Annotated in this window: 21 protein-coding genes and 1 riboswitch; of the genes, 10 read left to right on the top strand and 11 right to left on the bottom strand. The window is 71.2% G+C overall.

Annotation, left to right across the window (positions count from 1 at the left end; translation table 11 throughout):
* Positions 1-101: 101 nt before the first annotated feature.
* The 3 genes from ACWEVN_RS35390 to ACWEVN_RS35380 are packed head-to-tail and all read right to left on the bottom strand — an operon-like array spanning position 102 to position 1,140.
* Positions 102-470, bottom strand: a complete 369-nt coding sequence (locus tag ACWEVN_RS35390) for a barstar family protein (RefSeq protein ID WP_449678696.1) — start codon at positions 468-470, stop codon at positions 102-104.
* Positions 467-928, bottom strand: coding sequence for a ribonuclease domain-containing protein (locus tag ACWEVN_RS35385; RefSeq protein WP_449683190.1), 462 nt, complete (start codon positions 926-928; stop codon positions 467-469). The genes ACWEVN_RS35390 and ACWEVN_RS35385 overlap by 4 nt, the downstream gene beginning before the upstream one ends.
* 11 nt (positions 929-939) lie before the next feature.
* A complete protein-coding gene (locus tag ACWEVN_RS35380) occupies positions 940-1,140 on the bottom strand; it encodes a hypothetical protein (protein ID WP_449683191.1) in 201 nt (66 codons plus the stop codon).
* Between the two features lie 59 nt (positions 1,141-1,199).
* On the opposite strand from ACWEVN_RS35380, the gene ACWEVN_RS35375 reads away from it, so the two are divergent.
* The 3 genes from ACWEVN_RS35375 (at position 1,200) to ACWEVN_RS35365 (ending at position 4,888) form a co-directional block, all read left to right on the top strand.
* The gene (locus ACWEVN_RS35375; RefSeq protein WP_449683192.1) at positions 1,200-2,165 is read left to right on the top strand and encodes a quinone oxidoreductase family protein; all 966 of its coding nucleotides are present in this window, start codon (positions 1,200-1,202) and stop codon (positions 2,163-2,165) included.
* 149 nt (positions 2,166-2,314) lie between these two features.
* The gene (locus tag ACWEVN_RS35370; protein WP_452054163.1) at positions 2,315-3,355 is read left to right on the top strand and encodes an alpha/beta hydrolase; all 1,041 of its coding nucleotides are present in this window, start codon (positions 2,315-2,317) and stop codon (positions 3,353-3,355) included.
* 90 nt (positions 3,356-3,445) lie between these two features.
* The gene (locus tag ACWEVN_RS35365) at positions 3,446-4,888 is read left to right on the top strand and encodes an amino acid permease (RefSeq protein WP_449683194.1); all 1,443 of its coding nucleotides are present in this window, start codon (positions 3,446-3,448) and stop codon (positions 4,886-4,888) included.
* On the opposite strand, the gene ACWEVN_RS35360 is transcribed toward ACWEVN_RS35365, so the two are convergent.
* From ACWEVN_RS35360 to ACWEVN_RS35350, 3 genes are read right to left on the bottom strand one after another with little or no spacing between them, the layout of a single operon-like run.
* Positions 4,885-5,934, bottom strand: a complete 1,050-nt coding sequence (locus ACWEVN_RS35360) for an NAD(P)H-dependent flavin oxidoreductase (protein WP_452054162.1) — start codon at positions 5,932-5,934, stop codon at positions 4,885-4,887. The two genes, ACWEVN_RS35365 and ACWEVN_RS35360, sit on opposite strands and share 4 nt — an antisense overlap.
* 17 nt (positions 5,935-5,951) lie before the next feature.
* Positions 5,952-6,308: a nuclear transport factor 2 family protein gene (locus ACWEVN_RS35355; protein WP_452054161.1), complete on the bottom strand. Its 357-nt coding sequence runs from the start codon at positions 6,306-6,308 to the stop codon at positions 5,952-5,954.
* Between the two features lie 50 nt (positions 6,309-6,358).
* The gene (locus ACWEVN_RS35350; RefSeq protein WP_310972369.1) at positions 6,359-6,868 is read right to left on the bottom strand and encodes a MarR family winged helix-turn-helix transcriptional regulator; all 510 of its coding nucleotides are present in this window, start codon (positions 6,866-6,868) and stop codon (positions 6,359-6,361) included.
* Between the two features lie 108 nt (positions 6,869-6,976).
* Between ACWEVN_RS35350 and ACWEVN_RS35345 the strand changes: the two genes are divergently transcribed.
* Genes ACWEVN_RS35345 through ACWEVN_RS35330 form a run of 4 tightly spaced genes read left to right on the top strand, consistent with a single transcriptional unit; the run spans position 6,977 to position 11,056 of the window.
* On the top strand, positions 6,977-8,749 hold the full coding sequence (locus ACWEVN_RS35345) for a family 20 glycosylhydrolase (protein ID WP_452054160.1): 1,773 nt from the start codon (positions 6,977-6,979) through the stop codon (positions 8,747-8,749).
* A 32-nt stretch (positions 8,750-8,781) separates the two neighbouring features.
* Positions 8,782-10,005 carry a pentapeptide repeat-containing protein gene (locus tag ACWEVN_RS35340; protein WP_452054159.1) on the top strand — a complete coding sequence of 408 codons (1,224 nt, stop codon included), beginning with the start codon at positions 8,782-8,784 and terminating at the stop codon, positions 10,003-10,005.
* On the top strand, positions 10,002-10,448 hold the full coding sequence (locus ACWEVN_RS35335) for a pyridoxamine 5'-phosphate oxidase (protein ID WP_452054158.1): 447 nt from the start codon (positions 10,002-10,004) through the stop codon (positions 10,446-10,448). Before ACWEVN_RS35340 ends, ACWEVN_RS35335 begins: the two co-directional genes overlap by 4 nt.
* A 26-nt stretch (positions 10,449-10,474) precedes the next feature.
* Positions 10,475-11,056: a hypothetical protein gene (locus ACWEVN_RS35330; RefSeq protein ID WP_452054157.1), complete on the top strand. Its 582-nt coding sequence runs from the start codon at positions 10,475-10,477 to the stop codon at positions 11,054-11,056.
* Positions 11,057-11,219: 163 nt separating this feature from the next.
* Here ACWEVN_RS35330 and ACWEVN_RS35325 read toward each other — a convergent pair whose 3' ends face one another.
* The gene (locus ACWEVN_RS35325) at positions 11,220-11,789 is read right to left on the bottom strand and encodes a Uma2 family endonuclease (RefSeq protein WP_452054164.1); all 570 of its coding nucleotides are present in this window, start codon (positions 11,787-11,789) and stop codon (positions 11,220-11,222) included.
* 122 nt (positions 11,790-11,911) lie between these two features.
* Positions 11,912-13,750 carry a translation elongation factor 4 gene (gene lepA / locus ACWEVN_RS35320; RefSeq protein WP_449683202.1) on the bottom strand — a complete coding sequence of 613 codons (1,839 nt, stop codon included), beginning with the start codon at positions 13,748-13,750 and terminating at the stop codon, positions 11,912-11,914.
* Positions 13,751-13,865: 115 nt separating this feature from the next.
* Here lepA and ACWEVN_RS35315 point away from each other — a divergent pair, with 115 nt between their 5' ends.
* Positions 13,866-14,486: a class I SAM-dependent methyltransferase gene (locus tag ACWEVN_RS35315; RefSeq protein ID WP_452054156.1), complete on the top strand. Its 621-nt coding sequence runs from the start codon at positions 13,866-13,868 to the stop codon at positions 14,484-14,486.
* On the opposite strand, the gene ACWEVN_RS35310 is transcribed toward ACWEVN_RS35315, so the two are convergent.
* Together ACWEVN_RS35310 and ACWEVN_RS35305 are read right to left on the bottom strand one after the other, a co-directional pair.
* Positions 14,483-14,857 carry a VOC family protein gene (locus ACWEVN_RS35310; RefSeq protein ID WP_452054155.1) on the bottom strand — a complete coding sequence of 125 codons (375 nt, stop codon included), beginning with the start codon at positions 14,855-14,857 and terminating at the stop codon, positions 14,483-14,485. The genes ACWEVN_RS35315 and ACWEVN_RS35310 overlap by 4 nt on opposite strands.
* 23 nt (positions 14,858-14,880) lie before the next feature.
* Positions 14,881-15,744: a DMT family transporter gene (locus tag ACWEVN_RS35305; protein WP_452054154.1), complete on the bottom strand. Its 864-nt coding sequence runs from the start codon at positions 15,742-15,744 to the stop codon at positions 14,881-14,883.
* A 326-nt stretch (positions 15,745-16,070) separates the two neighbouring features.
* Between ACWEVN_RS35305 and rpsT the strand changes: the two genes are divergently transcribed.
* A complete protein-coding gene (gene rpsT / locus ACWEVN_RS35300) occupies positions 16,071-16,331 on the top strand; it encodes a 30S ribosomal protein S20 (RefSeq protein ID WP_013228460.1) in 261 nt (86 codons plus the stop codon).
* A gap of 115 nt (positions 16,332-16,446) precedes the next feature.
* Here the strand turns inward: rpsT and holA are convergent, their stop codons facing one another.
* Positions 16,447-17,427: a DNA polymerase III subunit delta gene (gene holA / locus ACWEVN_RS35295; RefSeq protein ID WP_452054153.1), complete on the bottom strand. Its 981-nt coding sequence runs from the start codon at positions 17,425-17,427 to the stop codon at positions 16,447-16,449.
* 148 nt (positions 17,428-17,575) lie between these two features.
* A riboswitch (SAM riboswitch) is annotated at positions 17,576-17,709 on the top strand.
* Between the two features lie 13 nt (positions 17,710-17,722).
* Here holA and thrC point away from each other — a divergent pair.
* The gene (thrC, locus tag ACWEVN_RS35290) at positions 17,723-18,988 is read left to right on the top strand and encodes a threonine synthase (protein ID WP_310972354.1); all 1,266 of its coding nucleotides are present in this window, start codon (positions 17,723-17,725) and stop codon (positions 18,986-18,988) included.
* Positions 18,989-19,115: the final 127 nt, after the last annotated feature.

Raw genomic sequence — 19,115 nt, 5'->3', positions numbered from 1 at the left:
CCACCACCAAACCCCCCCCCCCATCGTGGCGAGGCGGCCGCCCCCCCCCCCCCCCCCGCCACATTGGGGCGCATGAGTCCCGGACCGCTGCCGGGCGCCGCTCAGGCGTCCGGCAACACCACGGTGAGCCGCCACGAACCGGCGCTGCGACCGCTCGGGCCCAGCGCGCGCTGCGCGTCCGAAAGCACGCTGCGGATGGCCAGGTAGGTCTTGGGTTCGGCCTTGCGCAGCGCGTCCGAGCCCGGCCAGATCAGCACGTGCTCCCCCGGCGGCAGCCACGACAGGTCGGTCAGGCAGTCGTAGAGCGCGTCGAGGTTGTGGCCGAAGTAGTCCGGAAAGGACAGTGCTTCGGCGAACGCGGTGAGGGTGCTGGCCTTGTCGACGGTCGGCCGCGAGTTCACCAGGTGCGGGTACGCGCCCCGCGCGAACGCCTCTTCGGCGGCGGCCTTCGCCTGCTCGCCGGCGCTCATCGGGCCGGATCCACGACGACGAACGACGCGTAGTGGTCGCCGGTGTAGTACAGCTCGTGCGCCTGCCCGGTGATCAGCCGCCGGGCCCCGCGGTCGGGACTGCCCGGCGTCTTCACGGTGTACTCGTGGTAGTAGCCGGACTTCTTGCCGGGCAAGCGCTTCTCCCGGTTCTCGAAGACGACGTCGTCGTTGCGCGGGTAGGGGTACGGGCCGCCCGCCTCGATCAGCTTCCAGGTGTCCGTGGCCTGCGACGGCAACGCGGAAAGCGCCTTCACCGGCAGCCCGGAGTCCGCGCCCGGCACGGCGGCACCGCCCTTGGCGGGCGCGGTGCCGCTCGCGCTCGAGGGGGTGGCCGGCGACGACGATCCGCTGCCGAGGTTGTCCTTGACCAGCCAGCCCCCCAGCACCAGCACGAGGAGCCCGATCAGCGCGGCGGTGATCCGCCTTCGGTTGAACATGGTGCGCGAGCCTATGCCGAGGAGTCCGAGTCGTCGTCACGGCCCGGAGCGAGCCGGCGGGCGAACAGGCCGACCAGCTTGTCGAGCACCCACGCGGCGGCCAGGCACAGCGGCACGACGACCACCATGACCAGCACGAACTGCACCGGGAACCAGGCCTGGGCGAGCCACAGCTCGACCCCGTCCCACCAGTCGGCCAGCCCGTTGAACACGGTGTGAGCCTACGCGCGCCCTGCTGCCCCCGCGTGCCAGGGGCGGTACGTTGCAGGACATGTTCGCCGTGTACGCGCAGGAACCCGACGCCGACAGCCCGCTGGACTCGCTCGTCGTGGGCGAGCGCCCCGAACCCGAAGTGCCGGACGGCTGGGTCCGCGTGCACGTCAAGGCGGCCAGCCTCAACATGCACGACCTGTGGACGCTGCGCGGCGTGGGCATCAAGCCGGAGCAGTTCCCGATGATCCTCGGCTGCGACGGCGCCGGCACCCTCGACGACGGCTCCGAGGTCGTCATCCACTCGGTGATCAACGCGCCGGGCTGGCAGGGCGACGACACGCTGGACCCGAAGCGCACCCTCCTCACCGAGAAGCACCAGGGCACGTTCGCCGACCAGGTCGTCGTGCCGGCCCGCAACGTCGTCCCGAAGCCCGAAGGGCTCAGCTTCGCCGAGGCGTCCGTCATGGGCACGGCCTGGCTGACCGCCTACCGGATGCTCTTCGTGAAGTCCGGGCTGCGGCCGGGGCAGACCATGCTCGTGCAGGGCGCGTCCGGCGGCGTGTCGACGGCGCTGGTCCAGCTCGGCCGCGCGGCCGGGTTCCGGGTCTGGGTCACCGGCCGCACCGAGGAGAAGCGGGCCCTCGCCACCGGCCTCGGCGCCCACCAGGCGTTCGAATCCGGCGCGCGGCTGCCCGAGCGCGTCGACGCCGTCTTCGAGACCGTCGGCAAGGCGACCTGGTCACATTCGGTCAAATCGCTCAAACCGGGCGGCATCATCGTGGTCTCCGGCTCGACCAGCGGCCCGGACGCGCACGCCGAGCTGCAGCGGGTCTTCTTCCTCCAGCTGCGCGTCGCCGGCTCGACCATGGGCACCCGTGACGAGCTCGCGGACCTGCTCGCCTACCTCGACCTGACCGGCGTCCGGCCTCAGATCGGCGCGGAACTTTCCTTTTCCGAAGCGCCCAAGGGCTTCCGCGCGATGCTCGAAGGGGACACCGCGGGCAAGATCGTCTTCACCCGCTAGACCGGCGGTGAGCTGGGCGGATCACCGGATCCGCCCAGCGCGGAACACTTTTCGGCATCCGGTGATTTTTCGACGTATTCAGTTCGAGACCTGGTCGTTAGCACCGAAATTCCCCCAAAACCCAAGCACGGCCGGGTAATCTGGAACACATGACCGCGACGAAGCGGCCCGCGCCGGCTGAACCGGGCGGCCGGCCCAGTGACGACGACCCGATCCGGGTCTCCTTCCGGCGCTACGCCGGCGTCCGCACCCGGGTGCTGGAGGTCGGCGAAACCGTCCCCGAGCGGGAGGCGCCGCGCCGCTCGCTGCGCCGCCGGGCCGCGGCGCCGCACGTCCGCCCCACCACCCCGCGCCTGGTGCTCCTGCACGGCTACTGCGACAGCGCCGACACCTGGCGCCCCGCCCTGGAGCAGCTCGCGGCCGCCGGGATCCCGGCGGTCGCGGTCGATCTGCCCGGGTTCGGCGACGCCCAGCCGTTGCGGCCCGGCCCGATGCTGCCGCAGCTCGACGCGTTCACCACCGCCGTCGTCCGCGAGCAGGCCGTCCTCGGTCCGGTCGTGCTGGCCGGGAACTCCCTCGGCGGCACCATGAGCCTGCGCGCGGCGCAGAACAGCAGGCTGCCCATCTCCGGCGTCGTGTCCATCGCCGCGCCGGGCTTCGTCGATTCGTGGCTGATCCGGGCGGTGGCGCGCTATCCGCTGCCGCTGCGGCTGTATTCGTCCCTGCCCGTCCCGGTGCCGGGGTTCCTGGTGCGCAAGGTCGCCGAGCAGGTCGTCCCGCGGCTGCTGTACGCCGATTCGGGCGCGGCGGACGCGACCCAGGTGCAGCGCTTCACCGCGCTCTTCCCGGACTACCGCGCGACCAAGAGCCGGCTGGAGGAGGCCCGGCAGCTCGTCGCGGAGCTCGCCGACGCCTACCGCCTCGACTCGGTCGAGGTGCCGCTGCTGGTCGTCGCGTGCGGCAAGGACAAGCTCGTCACCGCGGCGTCCGGGCGCCAGCTGCACACGCTCGTGCCGCACAGCAGGCTGCTGGTCCGCGAGGACTGGGGGCACTGCCCGCAGCTGGACGACCCGGTCGAGATCGCCGAACTGCTCACCTACTTCGCGGCGAGCGCGGTCCGGACCACCCAGGCCAAGCGGGCGGCCGCGACGGCGCCGAAGGCGGTCAGCGAGGACACCGCGGCGGGCTGACGCGCTCAGGCTGTACGCCCGCGGAGTTGGCGGTAGGTTCCGGCGAGGGTCCGTGATCCGGACCTTCCACCGACCGTTCGGGAGACGACGATGTCCGCTCCAGAGGGCCTGGGCTCGAGCTCCGGCATCTTCCGGCGCAAGCCGATCGACCAGATCCAGGACACGACCGAAAGCGGCGGGCTGCAACGCACCCTGGGGCTGTGGCAGCTGACCGCCATCGGCATCGGCGGCATCATCGGCGCCGGGATCTTCGCCCTCGCCGGCAGCGTCGCGCACGGCGACGACGCGGCGGGCATCCCGGGGGTCGGCCCGGCGGTGCTGATCTCCTTCCTCATCGCCGGGGTCGCCAGCGCCGCGGCGGCGTTCTCCTACGCCGAGTTCGCCGGCCTGATCCCGAAGGCCGGCTCGGCCTACACCTACGGCTACGCGGTGCTCGGCGAGGTCGTGGGCTGGTTCATCGGCTGGGACCTCCTTCTGGAGTACACCGCGATCGTGTCGGTGGTGGCGATCGGCATCTCGGGCTACTTCAACTTCCTGCTCGGCCAGATCGGCCTCGACCTGCCCGCGTGGATGCTCGGCGCGCCCGGCACCGGGCCGGGGCACAAGGTCGACCTGTTCGCCGCGCTGCTGTGCCTGCTGATCGCGTTCCTGCTCAACCGCGGCATCCGCAGCGCCGCCCGGTTCGAGACGGCGATGGTCGGGATCAAGGTCCTGATCGTGCTGGTGGTCATCCTGGTCGGCTTCTTCTACGTCAAGACCGGCAATTACACGCCGTTCGCGCCCGCGGGCTTCGGCGGCGCGGTGACCGGCGCCGCAACGGTGTTCTTCGCCGTCTTCGGCTACGACGCGATGTCGACCGCGGCCGAGGAGTCCAAGGACGCGCAGCGGCACATGCCGAAGGCGATCCTGTACTCGCTCGCCATCTCGATGGTGCTGTACGTGCTGGCCTGCCTGGTACTGACCGGCATGCAGAAGTACACCGAGATCGACCCGAAGAGCGGGTTCTCGACGGCGTTCAAGTCGGTCGGCCTCGACGGGCTGGCCACGGTGATCGCGATCGGCGCGATCGTCGGCATCCTGACCGTGCTGTTCACGTTCCTGATGGGCGCGACCCGCGTCGGCTACTCGATGAGCCGCGACGGCCTCCTGCCGCCGTGGTTCGGCAAGACGAACCCGAAGCGCCAGGTGCCGAGCCGGATGACCTGGATCCTCGGCGGCGCGTCCGCGATCATCGCCGGCGTGCTGCCGATCGGCGAGGCGGCCGAGCTGACGAACATCGGCATCCTGCTCGCGTTCGTCGTCGTCTGCGTCGCGGTGATCGTCCTGCGCTACAAGCAGCCGGACCTGCCGCGGACGTTCAAGACGCCGGGCATGCCGGTGGTGCCCGCGATCGGTGTCGTGTTTTCGATCTGGCTGATCACGTTCCTGCAGCCGGCGACCTGGCTGCGGTTCGCCGTCTGGTTCGTGATCGGCCTGATCATCTACTTCCTGTACAGCAAGCGGCACTCGGTGCTGAACCGCTCCGGCGGCTAGCGGATCCGGTCGAGGCGCGCGGCGGCTTCGCGTGCCTCGACCTTCAGCCGCTCGATGATCACGGCGGCCGAGGCGTCGTAGGCGAGCGGGTAGGTCTGGCCCGCCCACAGCGAGATCGCTTCGGGGTCGCCGGCCTTCGCGGACGCCTTGCGCACCGGGCCCGCGAGGTGGTTGAGCTGCGGGTATGCGGCCGGCGCGCCCTCGGACAGGGCGTCCATGAACTTGTTGACCAGCCCGCGCGCCGGGCGGCCGCTGAACGCGCGGGTGAAGGCCGTCTCGCGCTCGGCGAGGGCGAGGGCCTTGCGGTGCGCCTCCGATGTCCCGGCTTCGTCCGCGCGCAGGAAGACCGTGCCCAGCTGGGCCGCGACGGCCCCGGCGGCGAGCACGGCCGCGACGTCGGCGCCGTGCACCAGCCCGCCCGCGGCGATCAGCGGCAGGTCGACCCGCGCGGCGACGAGCCTCAGCAGCGCGAGCACGCCGTATTCCGCGCCGCCGCCGGGCAGGCTCGGGTCGTCGGTGAACAGGCTGCGGTGCCCGCCGGCTTCGAAGCCCTGGACGACGAGCGCGTCGGCGCCGAGGTCCGCCGCCCGCTGCGCGGACTCGGGCGTGGTCACCGTGATGACGATCTTGATACCGGCGTCCTTCAGGCGCACGACGTCCGACGGCGTGGGCGGGCCGAAGGTGAACGAGACCACGGGAACGCGTTTCTCGAGCACGACGTCCAGCTTCGCGGGGTAGGCGTCGTCGTCCCACTTCGGCTCGCCGAGCTCGACGTCGTACTCGCGGGCGAACTCCCGCAGCCGGACTTCGTGGCCCGAGATGTCGGCGCCGGTGTCGGGCTGCGGGACGAAGAGGTTGACGCCGAACGACCGCCCGGTCAGTTCGGCGGTGCGCTCGATCTGCGCCTTCAGCGCCGCGGGGGTGAGCATGCCGGCGGACAGGAAGCCGAAGCCACCGGCCTCCGAGACCGCGGCGACCAGCTCCGGGGTGGTGGGACCGCCGGCCATCGGCGCGGCGACGACCGGGAACGTCAGCTCGTCGAACATGCTCCCGAGCGTAGTACTCAGTCCGGCAGCAACATCGTGTAGAGCTTCGTGATCAGCCCCTCCTCGACGAGCGCGACGTCGATCCCCCGGACGACGGGCGGCGCGCCTTCCGGGCCGAGCTGCCACGCGAGGTGCCCCAGGTCGTGGTTGACCAGCACCGGACCCGCGGGCGAAAAGACGAAGCCCGGCGACTGCTCGAGTAGGCCCTTCGCCTTGGCGTTCAGCTCGTCGCGGCCGGTCGCGACCCCTTCCGGGTCGGCGAACTCGACGTCGGGTGCGTAGGTCTCGGCGATCGCCTTCGCCCGCCGCTCGTCGTCGCGCTCGTTGAACACCTTGAGCAAGTTGGCTTCCATGAGTTCGGCCACCGTCGCCATTCACGTCCTCCTCGAGTCCCGGCCATATTACGTGACATGTCACGTAAGTGTCAGGGGTGGTCGTCCGGCCGGGGCAGGCTGCCCTTCTCGACGAGCGTGTCGTAGACGCGGTCCAACAGGGTGGTGAGCTGCGCCTTCTCGTCGTCCCCCAGGGCGTCCAGGAACGCTTCGCGCACGAAGCCGACGTGATCCGGCGCGGCCCGCCGCAGCACCTCCCAGCCGGTTTCCGCCAGCACGACCTCGGTCACGCGGCGGTCGTCGGCGGCGGTCCCGGTCTCGACCAGCTCGCGCGCCCGCATCCGCTTCAGGTGGTGCGATAGCCGGCTGCGCTCCCAGCCGATGCGGATGGCGAGGTCGGTGACCCGCATCCGGCCGCCGGGCTCGCTCGTCAGGGCGACCAGCACGTGGTAGTCGGCGAGCGAGATCCCGCTGTCGGCGCGCAGCTGCCGGTTCAGCTCGTACTCCAGCCGGAGGTGCACCTTCATGTAGGCGTACCAGGCGGCCGTCTCGGCGCTCGAGAGCAGCGCGAACGGCGAGCCCGGCGCGAAGTCCCGCGTCACGAAGCGAGCCTAACCACCCAGTTTGGTCTAGACCACGTCGGCGGGAAATGCGACTATCCGGGCAGGTGCGACGGCGAGGTCGCATCCCTTCTGCCTGGAGGTCCCCCGGTGAAGCATCCGTTGACGCGGCGGCTCGGCCGCGCACTCGCCGTGCTGGCCCTGGTCGGCGCCGGTACGACAGCCGCACACTTCACGCCGGCCGCGGCGGCCACGCCGGCGTTGCAGTCGATCGTGCCGGTGCCGGTCTCGGTGACCCCGGCGGCCGGCGTCGCGTTCCCGCTGGTCTCGACCACCGCGATCGTCACCGAGGCGGGTTCGGCCCCCGCGCGGCAGGTCGGCGACTACCTGGCCGGCGTGCTGCGGCCGTCGACCGGCTTCGCGCTGCCGGTGTCCGACGCGCCGGCGTCCGTGCCGTCCGGCAGCATCGCGCTGCTGCTCAGCGGCGCACCCGCGTCCGTCGGCGCGCAGGGCTACCAGCTCGTGTCGACGGCGTCGTCGGTCACCGTGCGGGCCGCCACCGCCGACGGGCTTTTCGCCGGCGTCCAGACGTTGCGGCAGCTGCTGCCGGGCCAGGTCGAAAGCGCGTCGGCGCAGCCCGGGCCGTGGAGCATCCCGGGCGCGACGATCCTGGACTACCCGAGGTTCGCCTACCGCGGCGCGATGCTCGACGTCGCCCGCCACTTCCACCCGGTGTCGACGGTCAAGCGGTACCTCGACCAGCTGGCCCAGTACAAGATCAACAACCTGCACCTGCACCTGGCCGACGACCAGGGCTGGCGGATCCAGATCGACAGCTGGCCCCGCCTGACGACCTACGGCGGCAGCACCCAGGTCGGCGGCGGCGCGGGCGGCTACTACACGAAGGCGCAGTACACGGACATCGTGAACTACGCGGCTTCCCGCCACATCACGGTCATCCCGGAGATCGACATGCCGGGGCACGTGAACGCGGCCCTGGCGTCGTACGCGGAGCTGAACTGCAACGGGGTGGCGCCGGCGTTGCGCACGGACACCGCGGTCGGCTACAGCTCGCTGTGCATCTCGAAGGACATCACGTACACGTTCGTCGCGGACGTCCTGCGCGAGCTGGCGGCCCTGACCCCGGGCCCGTACCTCCACATCGGCGGCGACGAAGCATCGGCGACATCGCAGGCGGACTACCTGACGTTCATGAACAAGGTGCTCCCCCTGGTGGCGGCGACGGGCAAGTCGGTGATCGGCTGGCACGACATCGCCAAGGCGACCCTGCCGGCTTCGGCGTCGCCGCAATTCTGGGGGACGACGACGTCCGACGCGGGCGTCTCGGCGGCGGTTTCCCGCGGCAGCAAGGTGATCCTGTCGCCGGCGAACAAGGCGTACCTGGACATGAAGTACAACAGCTCGTCACCGATCGGCCTGTCGTGGGCGGGCTACGTCGAGGTCCAGGACGCGTACAACTGGAACCCGGGAGCGTACTTGTCGGGCGTGGGCGAGTCGGCGGTCCGCGGTGTGGAGTCACCACTGTGGACGGAGACGGTGGTCAAGCCGGCGGACATCGACTACCTGGCGTTCCCGCGCCTGGCGGCGCACGCGGAGCTCGGCTGGTCCCCGTGGTCGACGCACGACTGGACGGCCTTCCGGACCCGGCTGGGCGCGCAGGCGCCGCGGTGGGTGGCGCAGGGCATCGGCTTCTACCGGTCATCGCAGGTCGCGTGGGACACGGGCGGGACGACGAACCCGGGCACGTGCGCGGACCCGGCGTGGAGCGCCACGCAGGTGTACCCGGGCGGGAACGTGGTGTCCCACAACGGCCACAAGTGGGCGGCGAAGTGGTGGACGCAGGGCGAGGAACCGGGAACGACGGGCCAGTGGGGAGTGTGGACCGACAACGGCACCTGCTGACGTGAGCGGTCGGGGCGTGGCACAGTCGACGGGTGAGCGAAACGCCCGCACGGCCGGACGGCCACGCCCCGGAGCAACCCGGGCTGTCCGGCTTTCGCGCCGAGCGCCTGGGCAAGGTGCTCACCACCCGGGCCATCGTGCTCGCCGGGCTGATCGTCGTCGTGGTCGCGGTCGGGACGCTCTGGCTGCTGCTGGCGCTGTTCGGCGCCGGCACCCCGGCGGACCAGGCGCAGCTGGACGTCTTCCGCGCGACCGGGAACGTGGTGCTCGGCGCGGGCGGCGCCGTCGCGCTGGTGCTGGCCGCGCGACGCCAGCGCCTGGGCGAGCTCGAACTGCGCCGGAAGGAGCAGGAGCTCGCCCAGCGTGAACACGCTCAGAAGCACGTCGAGCAGGTGGCCGCGGACAACGCCGCGCACCAGCAGCGGCTGGCCGAGGACGCGCGGGTCGACGCGGCGGAACGGCGCATCACCGAGCTCTACACCAAGGCCGCGGACCAGCTGGGTTCGGAGAAGACACCGATCCGGCTGGCCGGTCTCTACGCGCTGGAGCGGCTGGCCCAGACCACGCCGGACCAGCGGCAGACGATCGTCAACCTCCTCTGCGCCTACCTCCGGTTGCCGTACACGCTGCCCACCGGCCCCCAGCTGCCGCCCTGGTCGTCGTTGCGCACGTCCGATCCGGACCAGGACGTGCCGGACCCGCAGCAGACCGATCAGGAGCTCGAAGTGCGCGGAACGGCCCAGCGCATCCTGGCCGACCACCTCTACCCGGGCGACGCGGCAGGCGGGCCGCGTCCGGAGTTCTGGCCGGGGATCACCCTCAACCTGACGGGTGCCGTGCTGTGCCACTTCGACTTCCGGGGCTGCCGGGTCGGCAACGTCCGGTTCGGAGGAGCGCGCTTCGCGGGCTGGACCCGCTTCGAGGACGTCGAATTCACCGGCTACGCGATCTTCGGCGGCAGCGAGTTCGGCAGGTCCGCGAACTTCAAGCGCGCCCATTTCCACGGCTCGGCGCTGTTCCGGGGAGCGATCTTCCGCAACGGCGCGATGTTCGACGAAGCCGTGTTCCGCGACGAGGCGTTGTTCGGCGGCGTCCGCATGATCGACGGCGTGCCCCACCAGGACGGCGCCGTGTTCGGCGGCGCTGTCTCCTTCGCTGCGGCGACCTTCGAGCGGGACGTCGTGCTCGACGAGGTCCACGTGGTGGACGGCGATGCGGGCCATGTCTGGCCTCCGGGCGCTAGGTTGGGGCCATGAGCGCTGATCTGGAGCAGGTTCGCACGCTGTCGCTGCAGGAGCACGGCCTCGCCACCGTCGCCACGACGCGGGCGGACGGCACCGTGCACGCCTCCGTCGTCAACGCCGGTGTCTTCGACGATCCGGTGACCGGTGCCCCGGGTGTCGCGTACGTCGCCGTCGGGAAGGCGCACAAGCTCGCCTTGCTGAGGCGGGCCGGGCACGCCACCCTCACTTTCCGGCGCGGCTGGAACTGGCTGTCGGTCACCGGCGCCACCCACCTCATCGGCCCCGACGACCCCGACCAGGCGTTCGACCCAGCCGGCCTGCCGCAGCTGCTGCGCGACGTCTTCATCGCCGCCACCGGAACCCACGACGACTGGGCCGAATACGACCGCGTGATGGCCGAAGAGCGGCGGGTCGCGGTGTTCATCCGGGCAGACCGGATAATCGGCAATCCCTGACCCGTCCGGCCCCAGGAGTGGTCCCGTTGTCCGAGTCCCCGCCCCGCGTCAGCACGCCGGTCAAGACCCTGGTCGGCTTGCTCATCGTCGCCGACGCCGGATTCGGCGCGGCGCTCGCCACCGGGCTGGTGCGCGGCGTCTCACCGTGGCTGATCGGCGGCGCCTACGCGGCGAGCGTGCTCGTGGCTGTCGTGGCCTACCGCATTTCGCGGGCGCGGGACCTGAAGCGTGGCTTCGAGGGCCTACGCGACCTCACAATCGGCGACGAGGGCATCCGCCTGCCGGCGGGCACTCTCAGCACGCGTTTGGTGCCATGGCCGGAGATAGCGGAGGTGACGGCCCGCCGCTCATCCCGCTTCGGCGACGGCTACCTGCGCGACGCCCTGTGGGTAGACCTGGTCACGGGAGGAGGCGTGGAGAGCTCGGTGCAGCGCTACGCGCCCCGCGGCAAGCTCGAGCCGGCCCCACCGCAGCGACGGCAGTTCGAGCAGACGGCAATCCTCCCGCCGGCTCTGTTCGACGCGGTGCTCGAGCGGCTCCGGAAGGAACTACGCCACCGGCAGCTGGACGCCCAGCTCCGCGGCACCCCCCGCTTCCGGCCGCACTGACCGGCGGCGCCGCCTGCGAAGCCCGCCACGCCGCCTGGACAGGCCCAGCCGCAACTGACCGGAGGCGCCACCCGCGAAGCCCGCCACGCCGCCCGGGCAGGCCCAGCCGCACCGGCAGACCGACCGCCTCGGCCGCCGCCGCTGAGCCCGGCGGCGGCTGGGGTCAGCCGAGGCGGCCCAGCAGTTCGCGTGGGACGATCCGGACCCGGAACGGCCGCTCGAGCTCGAGCACCTCGTCGCCCGCTGCCTTGGCCGCCTGGTGGTAGCCGCCGTCCGCGTCGAGCTCGAACACCGTCAGCGCGGGCTCCTGGGGATCGATCACCCAATAGCTGCCCGTGCCGAGCCGTTCGTAGACCGCCTTCTTGGTGTTGAGGTCGTGGATCGCCGTGCTCGGCGACAGCACCTCGACCGCCAGCAGCGGTGGTGCCGGGAGGTCCAGCTCGGTGAAGTCCTCGCCTCGGCCGACCAGGAGATCCGGCTGGAGCTCGATCCGGTCGCCCGAGTGCACCGCGAACGGCGCTCCGACCACTTCGCAATCAGGCGGGCACGCAGCTTCCAGTACGCCATAGAGCCCGTACGCGATCTTCTGGTGTCTCAGTCCCGGCGCGGGGCTCACGACGAGCACCCCGTCGATGAGTTCGTGGCGTCGGCCATCGTCCGGCATCCCCTCGAGGTCCTGCACCGTCAGGGGGCCCGAATCGGCGGGATGCTCGATGTCTGCCATGACCGTCATGGTGCTCTCCTTTCGCTCTTCGCACCAGAGGACACCGACAGAAACCGCATCGAACGCGGGTTCGGCGCCCATATTCACTCGGTGGCGTGAATATGGGCGCCGCTGTCACATCAACAGAACAACTACTTCTTCTTGCCGGAGTCCTCAGTGGACAGTGCGGCGACGAAGGCTTCCTGCGGAACCTCGACCCGGCCGACGGTCTTCATCCGCTTCTTGCCTTCCTTCTGCTTCTCCAGCAGCTTCCGCTTCCGCGAAATGTCCCCGCCGTAGCACTTGGCCAGAACGTCCTTGCGGATCGCGCGAATCGTCTCGCGGGCGATGATCCGGGACCCGACCGCCGCCTGGATCGGGACCTCGAACTGCTGGCGCGGGATCAGCTCGCGCAGCCGCGTCGCCATCCGGTTGCCGTAGCCGTAGGCCGCGTCCTTGTGCACGATCGCCGAGAACGCGTCCACGGTTTCGCCCTGCAGCAGGATGTCCACCTTGACCAGATCCGAAATCTGCTCGCCGGCCTCTTCGTAATCGAGAGACGCGTAGCCGCGCGTACGCGACTTCAGCGTGTCGAAGAAATCGAAGATGATTTCCGCCAGCGGAATGTTGTAGCGCAGCTCGACGCGATCCTCGGACAGGTAGTCCATGCCGAGCAGCGAGCCCCGCTTCGTCTGGCACAGTTCCATTATCGTGCCGACGAACTCCGACGGCGCGAGGATGCTCACCTTCGACACCGGCTCGTGCACTTCGGCGATCTTCAGCCCGGTCGGCCAGTCGGACGGGTTCGTCACGACGACCTCGCTGCGGTCTTCGAGCACCACGCGGTAGATGACGTTCGGCGCCGTCGAGATCAGGTCGAGGCCGAATTCGCGCTCGAGCCGGTCGCGGGTGATCTCCAGGTGCAGCAGGCCGAGGAAGCCGCAGCGGAAGCCGAAGCCCAGCGCCACCGACGTCTCCGGCTCGTAGTCGAGCGCGGCGTCGTTCAGCTGGAGCTTGTCCAGCGCCTCGCGCAGCTCGGGGTAGTCGGAACCGTCGACCGGGTACAGCCCGGAGTAGACCATCGGCTTCGGTTCGCGGTAGCCCGCCAGCGCCTCCTTGGCGCCGTGGCGCTCGGAGGTCACGGTGTCGCCGACCTTCGACTGCCGGACGTCCTTCACGCCGGTGATCAGGTAGCCGACCTCGCCGACGCCGAGGCCCTTGCTCGGCTTCGGCTCCGGCGAGATGATCCCGACCTCGAGGAGCTCGTGCGTGGCGCCGGTCGACATCATCCGGATCCGCTCGCGCGGGGTGATCTTGCCGTCGACGACGCGGATGTAGGTGACGACGCCGCGGTAGGTGTCGTAGACCGAGTCGAAGATCATCGCGCGGGCGGGCGCGTCGGCGTCGCCCTGCGGCGCCGGGACCTGCTTCACGACCTCGTCGAGCAGCGCGCCGACGCCCATGCCGGTCTTCGCCGAGACCCGCAGTACGTCCTCCGGCTCGCAGCCGATGATGTGGGCGAGCTCACCCGCGTACTTGTCGGGGTCGGCCGAGGGCAGGTCGATCTTGTTGAGCACCGGGATGATCTGGAGGTTGTTCTCCAGCGCCAGGTAGAGGTTGGCCAGCGTCTGGGCCTCGATCCCCTGCGCCGCGTCGACCAGCAGGATCGCACCTTCGCACGCCTCCAGGGCCCGGGAGACCTCGTAGGTGAAGTCCACGTGGCCGGGCGTGTCGATCATGTGCAGGACGTGGTCCTGGCCGTCGACCTTCCAGGGCAGCCGGACGTTCTGCGCCTTGATCGTGATGCCGCGCTCGCGCTCGATGTCCATCCGGTCGAGGTACTGGGCCCGCATGGCGCGCTCTTCGACGACGCCGGTGAGCTGCAGCATGCGGTCGGCCAGGGTCGACTTGCCGTGGTCGATGTGCGCGATGATGCAGAAGTTCCGGATCAGCTCCGGCGGCGTGAAGGTGGTGTCGGCGAACGTCGTCACTCGAATGAGTCCTCGGAAAGTCGGGGATGGCCACCTCTATGTTCCCATGGCCCTCCGGGTGCGGGTGGGGGTCATCCCCGATGCGGGGTTCCGCGATCCGTGGTGCCCTCGAAGTATGAGCACTCCGCACCAGCCGGCACCCCCTCCCCAGCCGGAGACCAGCGGGTTCGCCCGCGTCCTCGACCGGACGTTCGGTCACCCCTCCGGCGCGCTCGGCCGCCTCGGCGGCTGGGTCATGGCCCGCGGCAACGCCGCGACCGAACACCGCGTCGTCGACCTCGCGAAGATCGAGCCGGACGAGACCGTCCTGGTCGTCGGCCCCGGCCCCGGCGTCGGCCTGGACGCCGCCGCGCGCCTGGCCGGGCGCGCCATCGGCGTCGATCCCTCCCTCGAGATGCTGACGCTCTGCCAGGAGCGCTGCGGCGACCGCGCCGAGCTGCGCGAAGGGTCGGCGGCGCACACCGGCGAGCCCGACGGGTCCGTCGACGCCGTCCTGAGCGTGAACAACGTCATGCTGTGGGAAGACCGCGCGGCCGGGTTCGCCGAGCTGTTCCGGGTGCTGCGCCCGGGCGGGCGGCTGCTGCTGTCCGCGCACGAGAAGTGGCTGCCCGTGAGCAGGCACGTCCTGGCCGATGAAGCCGCCGCCGCGGGGTTCGCCGACCTGCAGACCTGGACCTGGGAGCCGCCGGGGTTCGCCGCGCTCGCCGCCCAGCTGCGCGCCGTCAAGCCGGCCTAGCGGGTGTCCGTGCGGATCGGGTGGCCCTCGGGCACCTCGACCAGCACGATGCGCGTGCCGTCCGGATCGGCGATCCAGGCCTCGTCGAGGCCCCACGGCTCACGCCGGGCGTCGCGCACCGGTTCCAGCCCCTTCGCCTCGAGCTCGGCCAGGGTGCCGGCGAGGTCCCGGACCTGCAGCCAGAGCACCAGATCGGGGGACGCGCCCGTCTCGCCCGCACCGGAGACCTCCAGGGAGCCGTGGCCGAGGAAGAACACGGTGCCGCCCGGGAACTCCCGCTCCACGGCCAGGCCGAGGGTGTCGCGGTAGAACGCCGTGGAAGCGGCGGCGTCCCGCGGGCGGATCAGCAGCCGGCTCTTCAAGATCTCCATCCGACCATCCCTACCGGACGGGCTCAGGCGGCCGCAATCGCCGCGATGCCGGACAGCACGATCACCGAGCCGGCCAGCCGCCGCACGGCGTCCCGCTCGCCCAGGACCAGCCACGCGGCGAGGCCGCCGAGCACGATGCTCAGCTCCCGGGCGGGTGCGACCAGGCTGACCGGCGCCATGGTCAGGGCGAACAGCACGAGGATGTAGGCGACCGGCGACAGCAGCCCGACGAGCAGCACCTCCCGGCGGTGCTCGCGCCAGACGCGGCCGACCTCGGCGCGCCCGGCCAGCGCGCCGGGCACGAGCAGGACGCTCTGCAGGACCGAGCCGAGGCCGAAGTAGACGACCGGCGGCACGCCGAGGCCGGTCACCGAATGCGCGTCCCAGAGCGTGTAGCCGGCGATGACGGCGCCGGTCAGCAGGCCGTAGAAGATCCCCGCTTTGACCGCTTGCGGGTCACCCGCCTTGCGGCCGGTGCTGATCACCAGGACGCCGGCGATCACCAGGAACGCGCCGAGCAGGCCGAGCGGACCGGGCCGTTCGCCGAGCACGAGGACGGCGGCCAGCACCGACAGCAGCGGCCCGGTGCCCCGGGCGACGGGGTAGACCACGGACAGGTCCCCCACGCGGTACCCGCGCTGCAGCACGATGCCGTAGGCGATGTGCAGCACGGAGGTGACGACGGCGGCGAGCAGCCAGCTCCACTGTGGACGGCCGGCTTCGACGACGAGCTGGACGACCGTGATCGGCAGCAGCGCGACGGCGCCGACGGTGTAGTAGAGCCAGACGAACTGGGTGCCGCCGGAGGAAATCCGCTTCGCGGCGAGGTTCCAGGCGGCGTGCACGACAGCCGCGACGAGGACGAAGGACAGGGCGGTGGCGTTCATCGGACCCCTTCGGGTTTTCGCGCGCGCGAAACCGGGTCCTCCAGGCTTTTGCCCCGTCAGATGAACGACCGGCCGTCCGGGCCCGCCGATGGTGCCGCTCGGACCAGACCCACCGGTCCTGGTTGGGTCGAGCTGGGAGCGCGGACCGGCGACGGAACCCTAGGCACTGCCGCCGTCCACCGTACTCCCGGCTCCGGACGCCCGCGGCCCGGCTGTTAGAGTGGTCGCTCGCTGCCCGTGCGGCATTCCGTCATGGAGGAAACCCGGTTTCACCGGGGCCACTTCAGCGCGGCGGCGATCTCACCGAGTGAAACAGGAGTTGCCCTATGGCCAACATCAAGTCGCAGATCAAGCGCATCACGACGAACGAGAAGGCGCGTCAGCGCAACCAGGCGATCCGGTCCTCGGTGAAGACCGCGATCCGCAAGGTCCGCGAAGCCGCCGAGGCCGGCGACAAGGCCAAGGCCGTCGAGCTGCAGCGCGACGCCGCCCAGAAGCTGGACAAGGCCGTCTCGAAGGGCGTCATCCACGCCAACCAGGCCGCCAACAAGAAGTCGGCGCTCGCGAAGCGCGTCAACGCGCTCTGAGCTGGTTGATTTCTGGGAAGGCCCCGGCTTCGGCCGGGGCCTTCTTCGTGTCCGTGGTGGGGCCGGCACCGACCGGCCGCGGCGCCCCGGGACGGCAGCGCCCTGGCTCTCGGCGTCAGCGGTCGCCCTTGGCCGCCGCCACCTCGAGGACCGCTCGTTCCAGCGCGTAGTTCGGGTCCGCCGCCACGCCCTTGACCTCGGCGTTCAGCCGCGCGACCACGCGCATCGCCGTCGCCAGGCCGTCGGGGTTCCAGCCGCGGGACTGGCCCTGCGCCTTGCGGATCTTCCACGGCGGCATGCCGAGCTCGCCCGCCAGCTGGTTCGGGTTGCCCCGGCCCGCGCCGGAGACCCGGGCGATCGTGCGGACTGCGTCGGCCAAGGCGTCCGCGACCAGGACGTGCGGGACGCCCAGCTGCATCGCCCACCGCAGCGACTCCAGCGCTGCCGAGCGGTCACCGCTGACGGCCTTCTCCGCGACTGCGAACCCGGTGACGTCGGCGCGGCCGCGGTGGTAGCGGCGGACCGCGTCGGCGTCGACGGCCCCGCCGGTGTCCGCGACCAGCTGCGTCGCCGCCGAGGAGAGTTCCCGCAGGTCGGAGCCCACGGCGTCGAGGAGGGCGGCCACCCCCGCCGGGTCGATCTTGCCGCCCACCCGGCGCACCTCGTGGCGCACGAACTGCTCCCGCTCGGCCGGCTTGGTCAGCTTCGGGCACTCGGTGACCTCAGCACCGGCCTTCTTCAGCGCGGCCGGGAGCGACTTGCCGGCCTTGCTGCGGCCGCCGCCGGTGTGCACGACGACGAGCACGACCCCGTCCGCCGGGTCCTTCAGGTAGCTCGCGACGGCGTCGGCCAGCTCCTGCGAGATGTCCTGCGCCGACTCGAGGACGATCACCCGGCCCTCGCTGAACAGCGACGGGCTGACCAGTTCGGCCAGCTCGGGCGCTGTGAGATCGGACACCCGGACGCGGGTCAGCTCCGCGGTGGAGTCCGTCGCGCGGGCGGCGGCGAGCGTCTCGCGGACGGCCCGCTCGATCAGCAGTTCTTCCTCCCCCAGCACCAGCTGCAGCGGGGCCGGGGCGGTGGCTTGCGCGGTCACCCGGGAATCCTCTCACTTGCGCTCCGGTGCCCCCGCTCCGGTGATGTCGGGCGGCCACCGTGGCACGGCGCGAGCGCGATGTCGTACGGTGTAGCCGAGGCAGCCCGCCCCGGACGATCCGGCGTGCGCGGCACCGACAACCGAATACCGCTCATCCAGAGGGGCAGAGGGAACGGCCCGACGAAGCCCCGGCAACCGGCGTACAGCCCGTCATCCCGCGATCGCGGGGTAGCTGACGACCACGGTGCCAATTCCGGCCCGCTTCGGCGGGGCAGATGAGGAAAGGAACCTCGCGATGACCGCCACCCTCGGCACGACCTCCACCACGAAGACCCCGGATCTCGGTCCCGCCGTCGAACTGGTGTCGAAGGAAGAGGGCCACCGGCAGCCGCTGGCCCCGGAGTTCGTCTCCGCCGAAGACTTCTCGCCGCTCGAGGTCGCCTACGACTTCGGCCGCGTCCGCCGCGAAGACATCGAGGCCGGCCCCAAGAACATCTGGCGCTACAAGAAGCTCCTTCCGGTTCCGTCCAACGTCGAAGAGATCCCGAACACCGAGCCGGGCGCGACGCGGCTGGTCCGCGCCGACCGCCTCGCCAAGGCGCTCGGCCTCAAGCGCGTGTGGGTCAAGGACGACACCGGCAACCCGACGCACTCGTTCAAGGACCGCGTCGTCGCCGTCGCGCTGGCCGCGGCCCGCGAGTTCGGGTTCGAGGTGCTCGCGTGTCCGTCGACCGGCAACCTGGCCAACGCGACGGCCGCCGCCGCGGCCCGCGCCGGCTGGCGGTCGGTCGTGCTGATCCCGAAGACCCTCGAGCGCGCCAAGATCCTCACCACCGCGGTGTACGACGGTGACCTCCTCGCCATCGACGGCAACTACGACGACGTCAACCGCCTCGCCACCGAGCTCGCCGGCGAGCACCCGAAGTGGGCGTTCGTCAACGTGAACGTCCGGCCGTACTACTCGGAAGGCTCGAAGACGCTGGCCTTCGAGGTCGCCGAGCAGCTCGGCTGGCGCATCCCGCCGCAGATCGTCGTCCCGATCGCCTCCGGTTCGCAGTTGACCAAGGTAGACAAGGGTTTTCGTGAGCTGGGTCAGCTCGGCCTCGTGGACGCCAGCCCGTACAAGGTGTTCGGCGCACAGGCCACCGGCTGCTCGCCGGTGTCGGCCGCGTTCCGCGAAGGCCACGACGTGGTCCAGCCGGTGAAGCCGGACACGATCGCCCGTTCGCTGGCGATCGGCAACCCGGCCGACGGCCCGTACGTGCTCGACATCGTCAACCGCACCGGCGGCGCGATCGAGGACGTCTCCGACGAAGAGGTCGTCGAAGGCATCCGCCTGCTCGCCCGCACCGAAGGCATCTTCACCGAGACGGCGGGCGGGGTCACCGTCGCCACGGCGAAGAAGCTGGTCGAGACGGGCAAGCTGGACCCGGACGCCGAGACGGTCCTGCTGATCACCGGCGACGGCCTCAAGACCCTCGACGCGATCGAGAACCACGTCGGCCCCAAGGCCACCCTGCCGCCCTCGGCCGCGGCCGTGAACGAGGCCCTCGGCTACTGAGCTCCGGCCGGGGCGGGCAGTCGGCCCGCCCCCGCACACACCGGGGCGGCGGGGCGCGCGGCGGGCCCCCGCGGCCAATAGCCCGTTCGGGGTCCACCCCCGTGTGGGCGGCCGCCTCCGTGGGAGT

Source organism: Amycolatopsis sp. NPDC003861, assembly GCF_053605405.1.
This window is presented reverse-complemented; position numbering and strand designations above follow the sequence as displayed.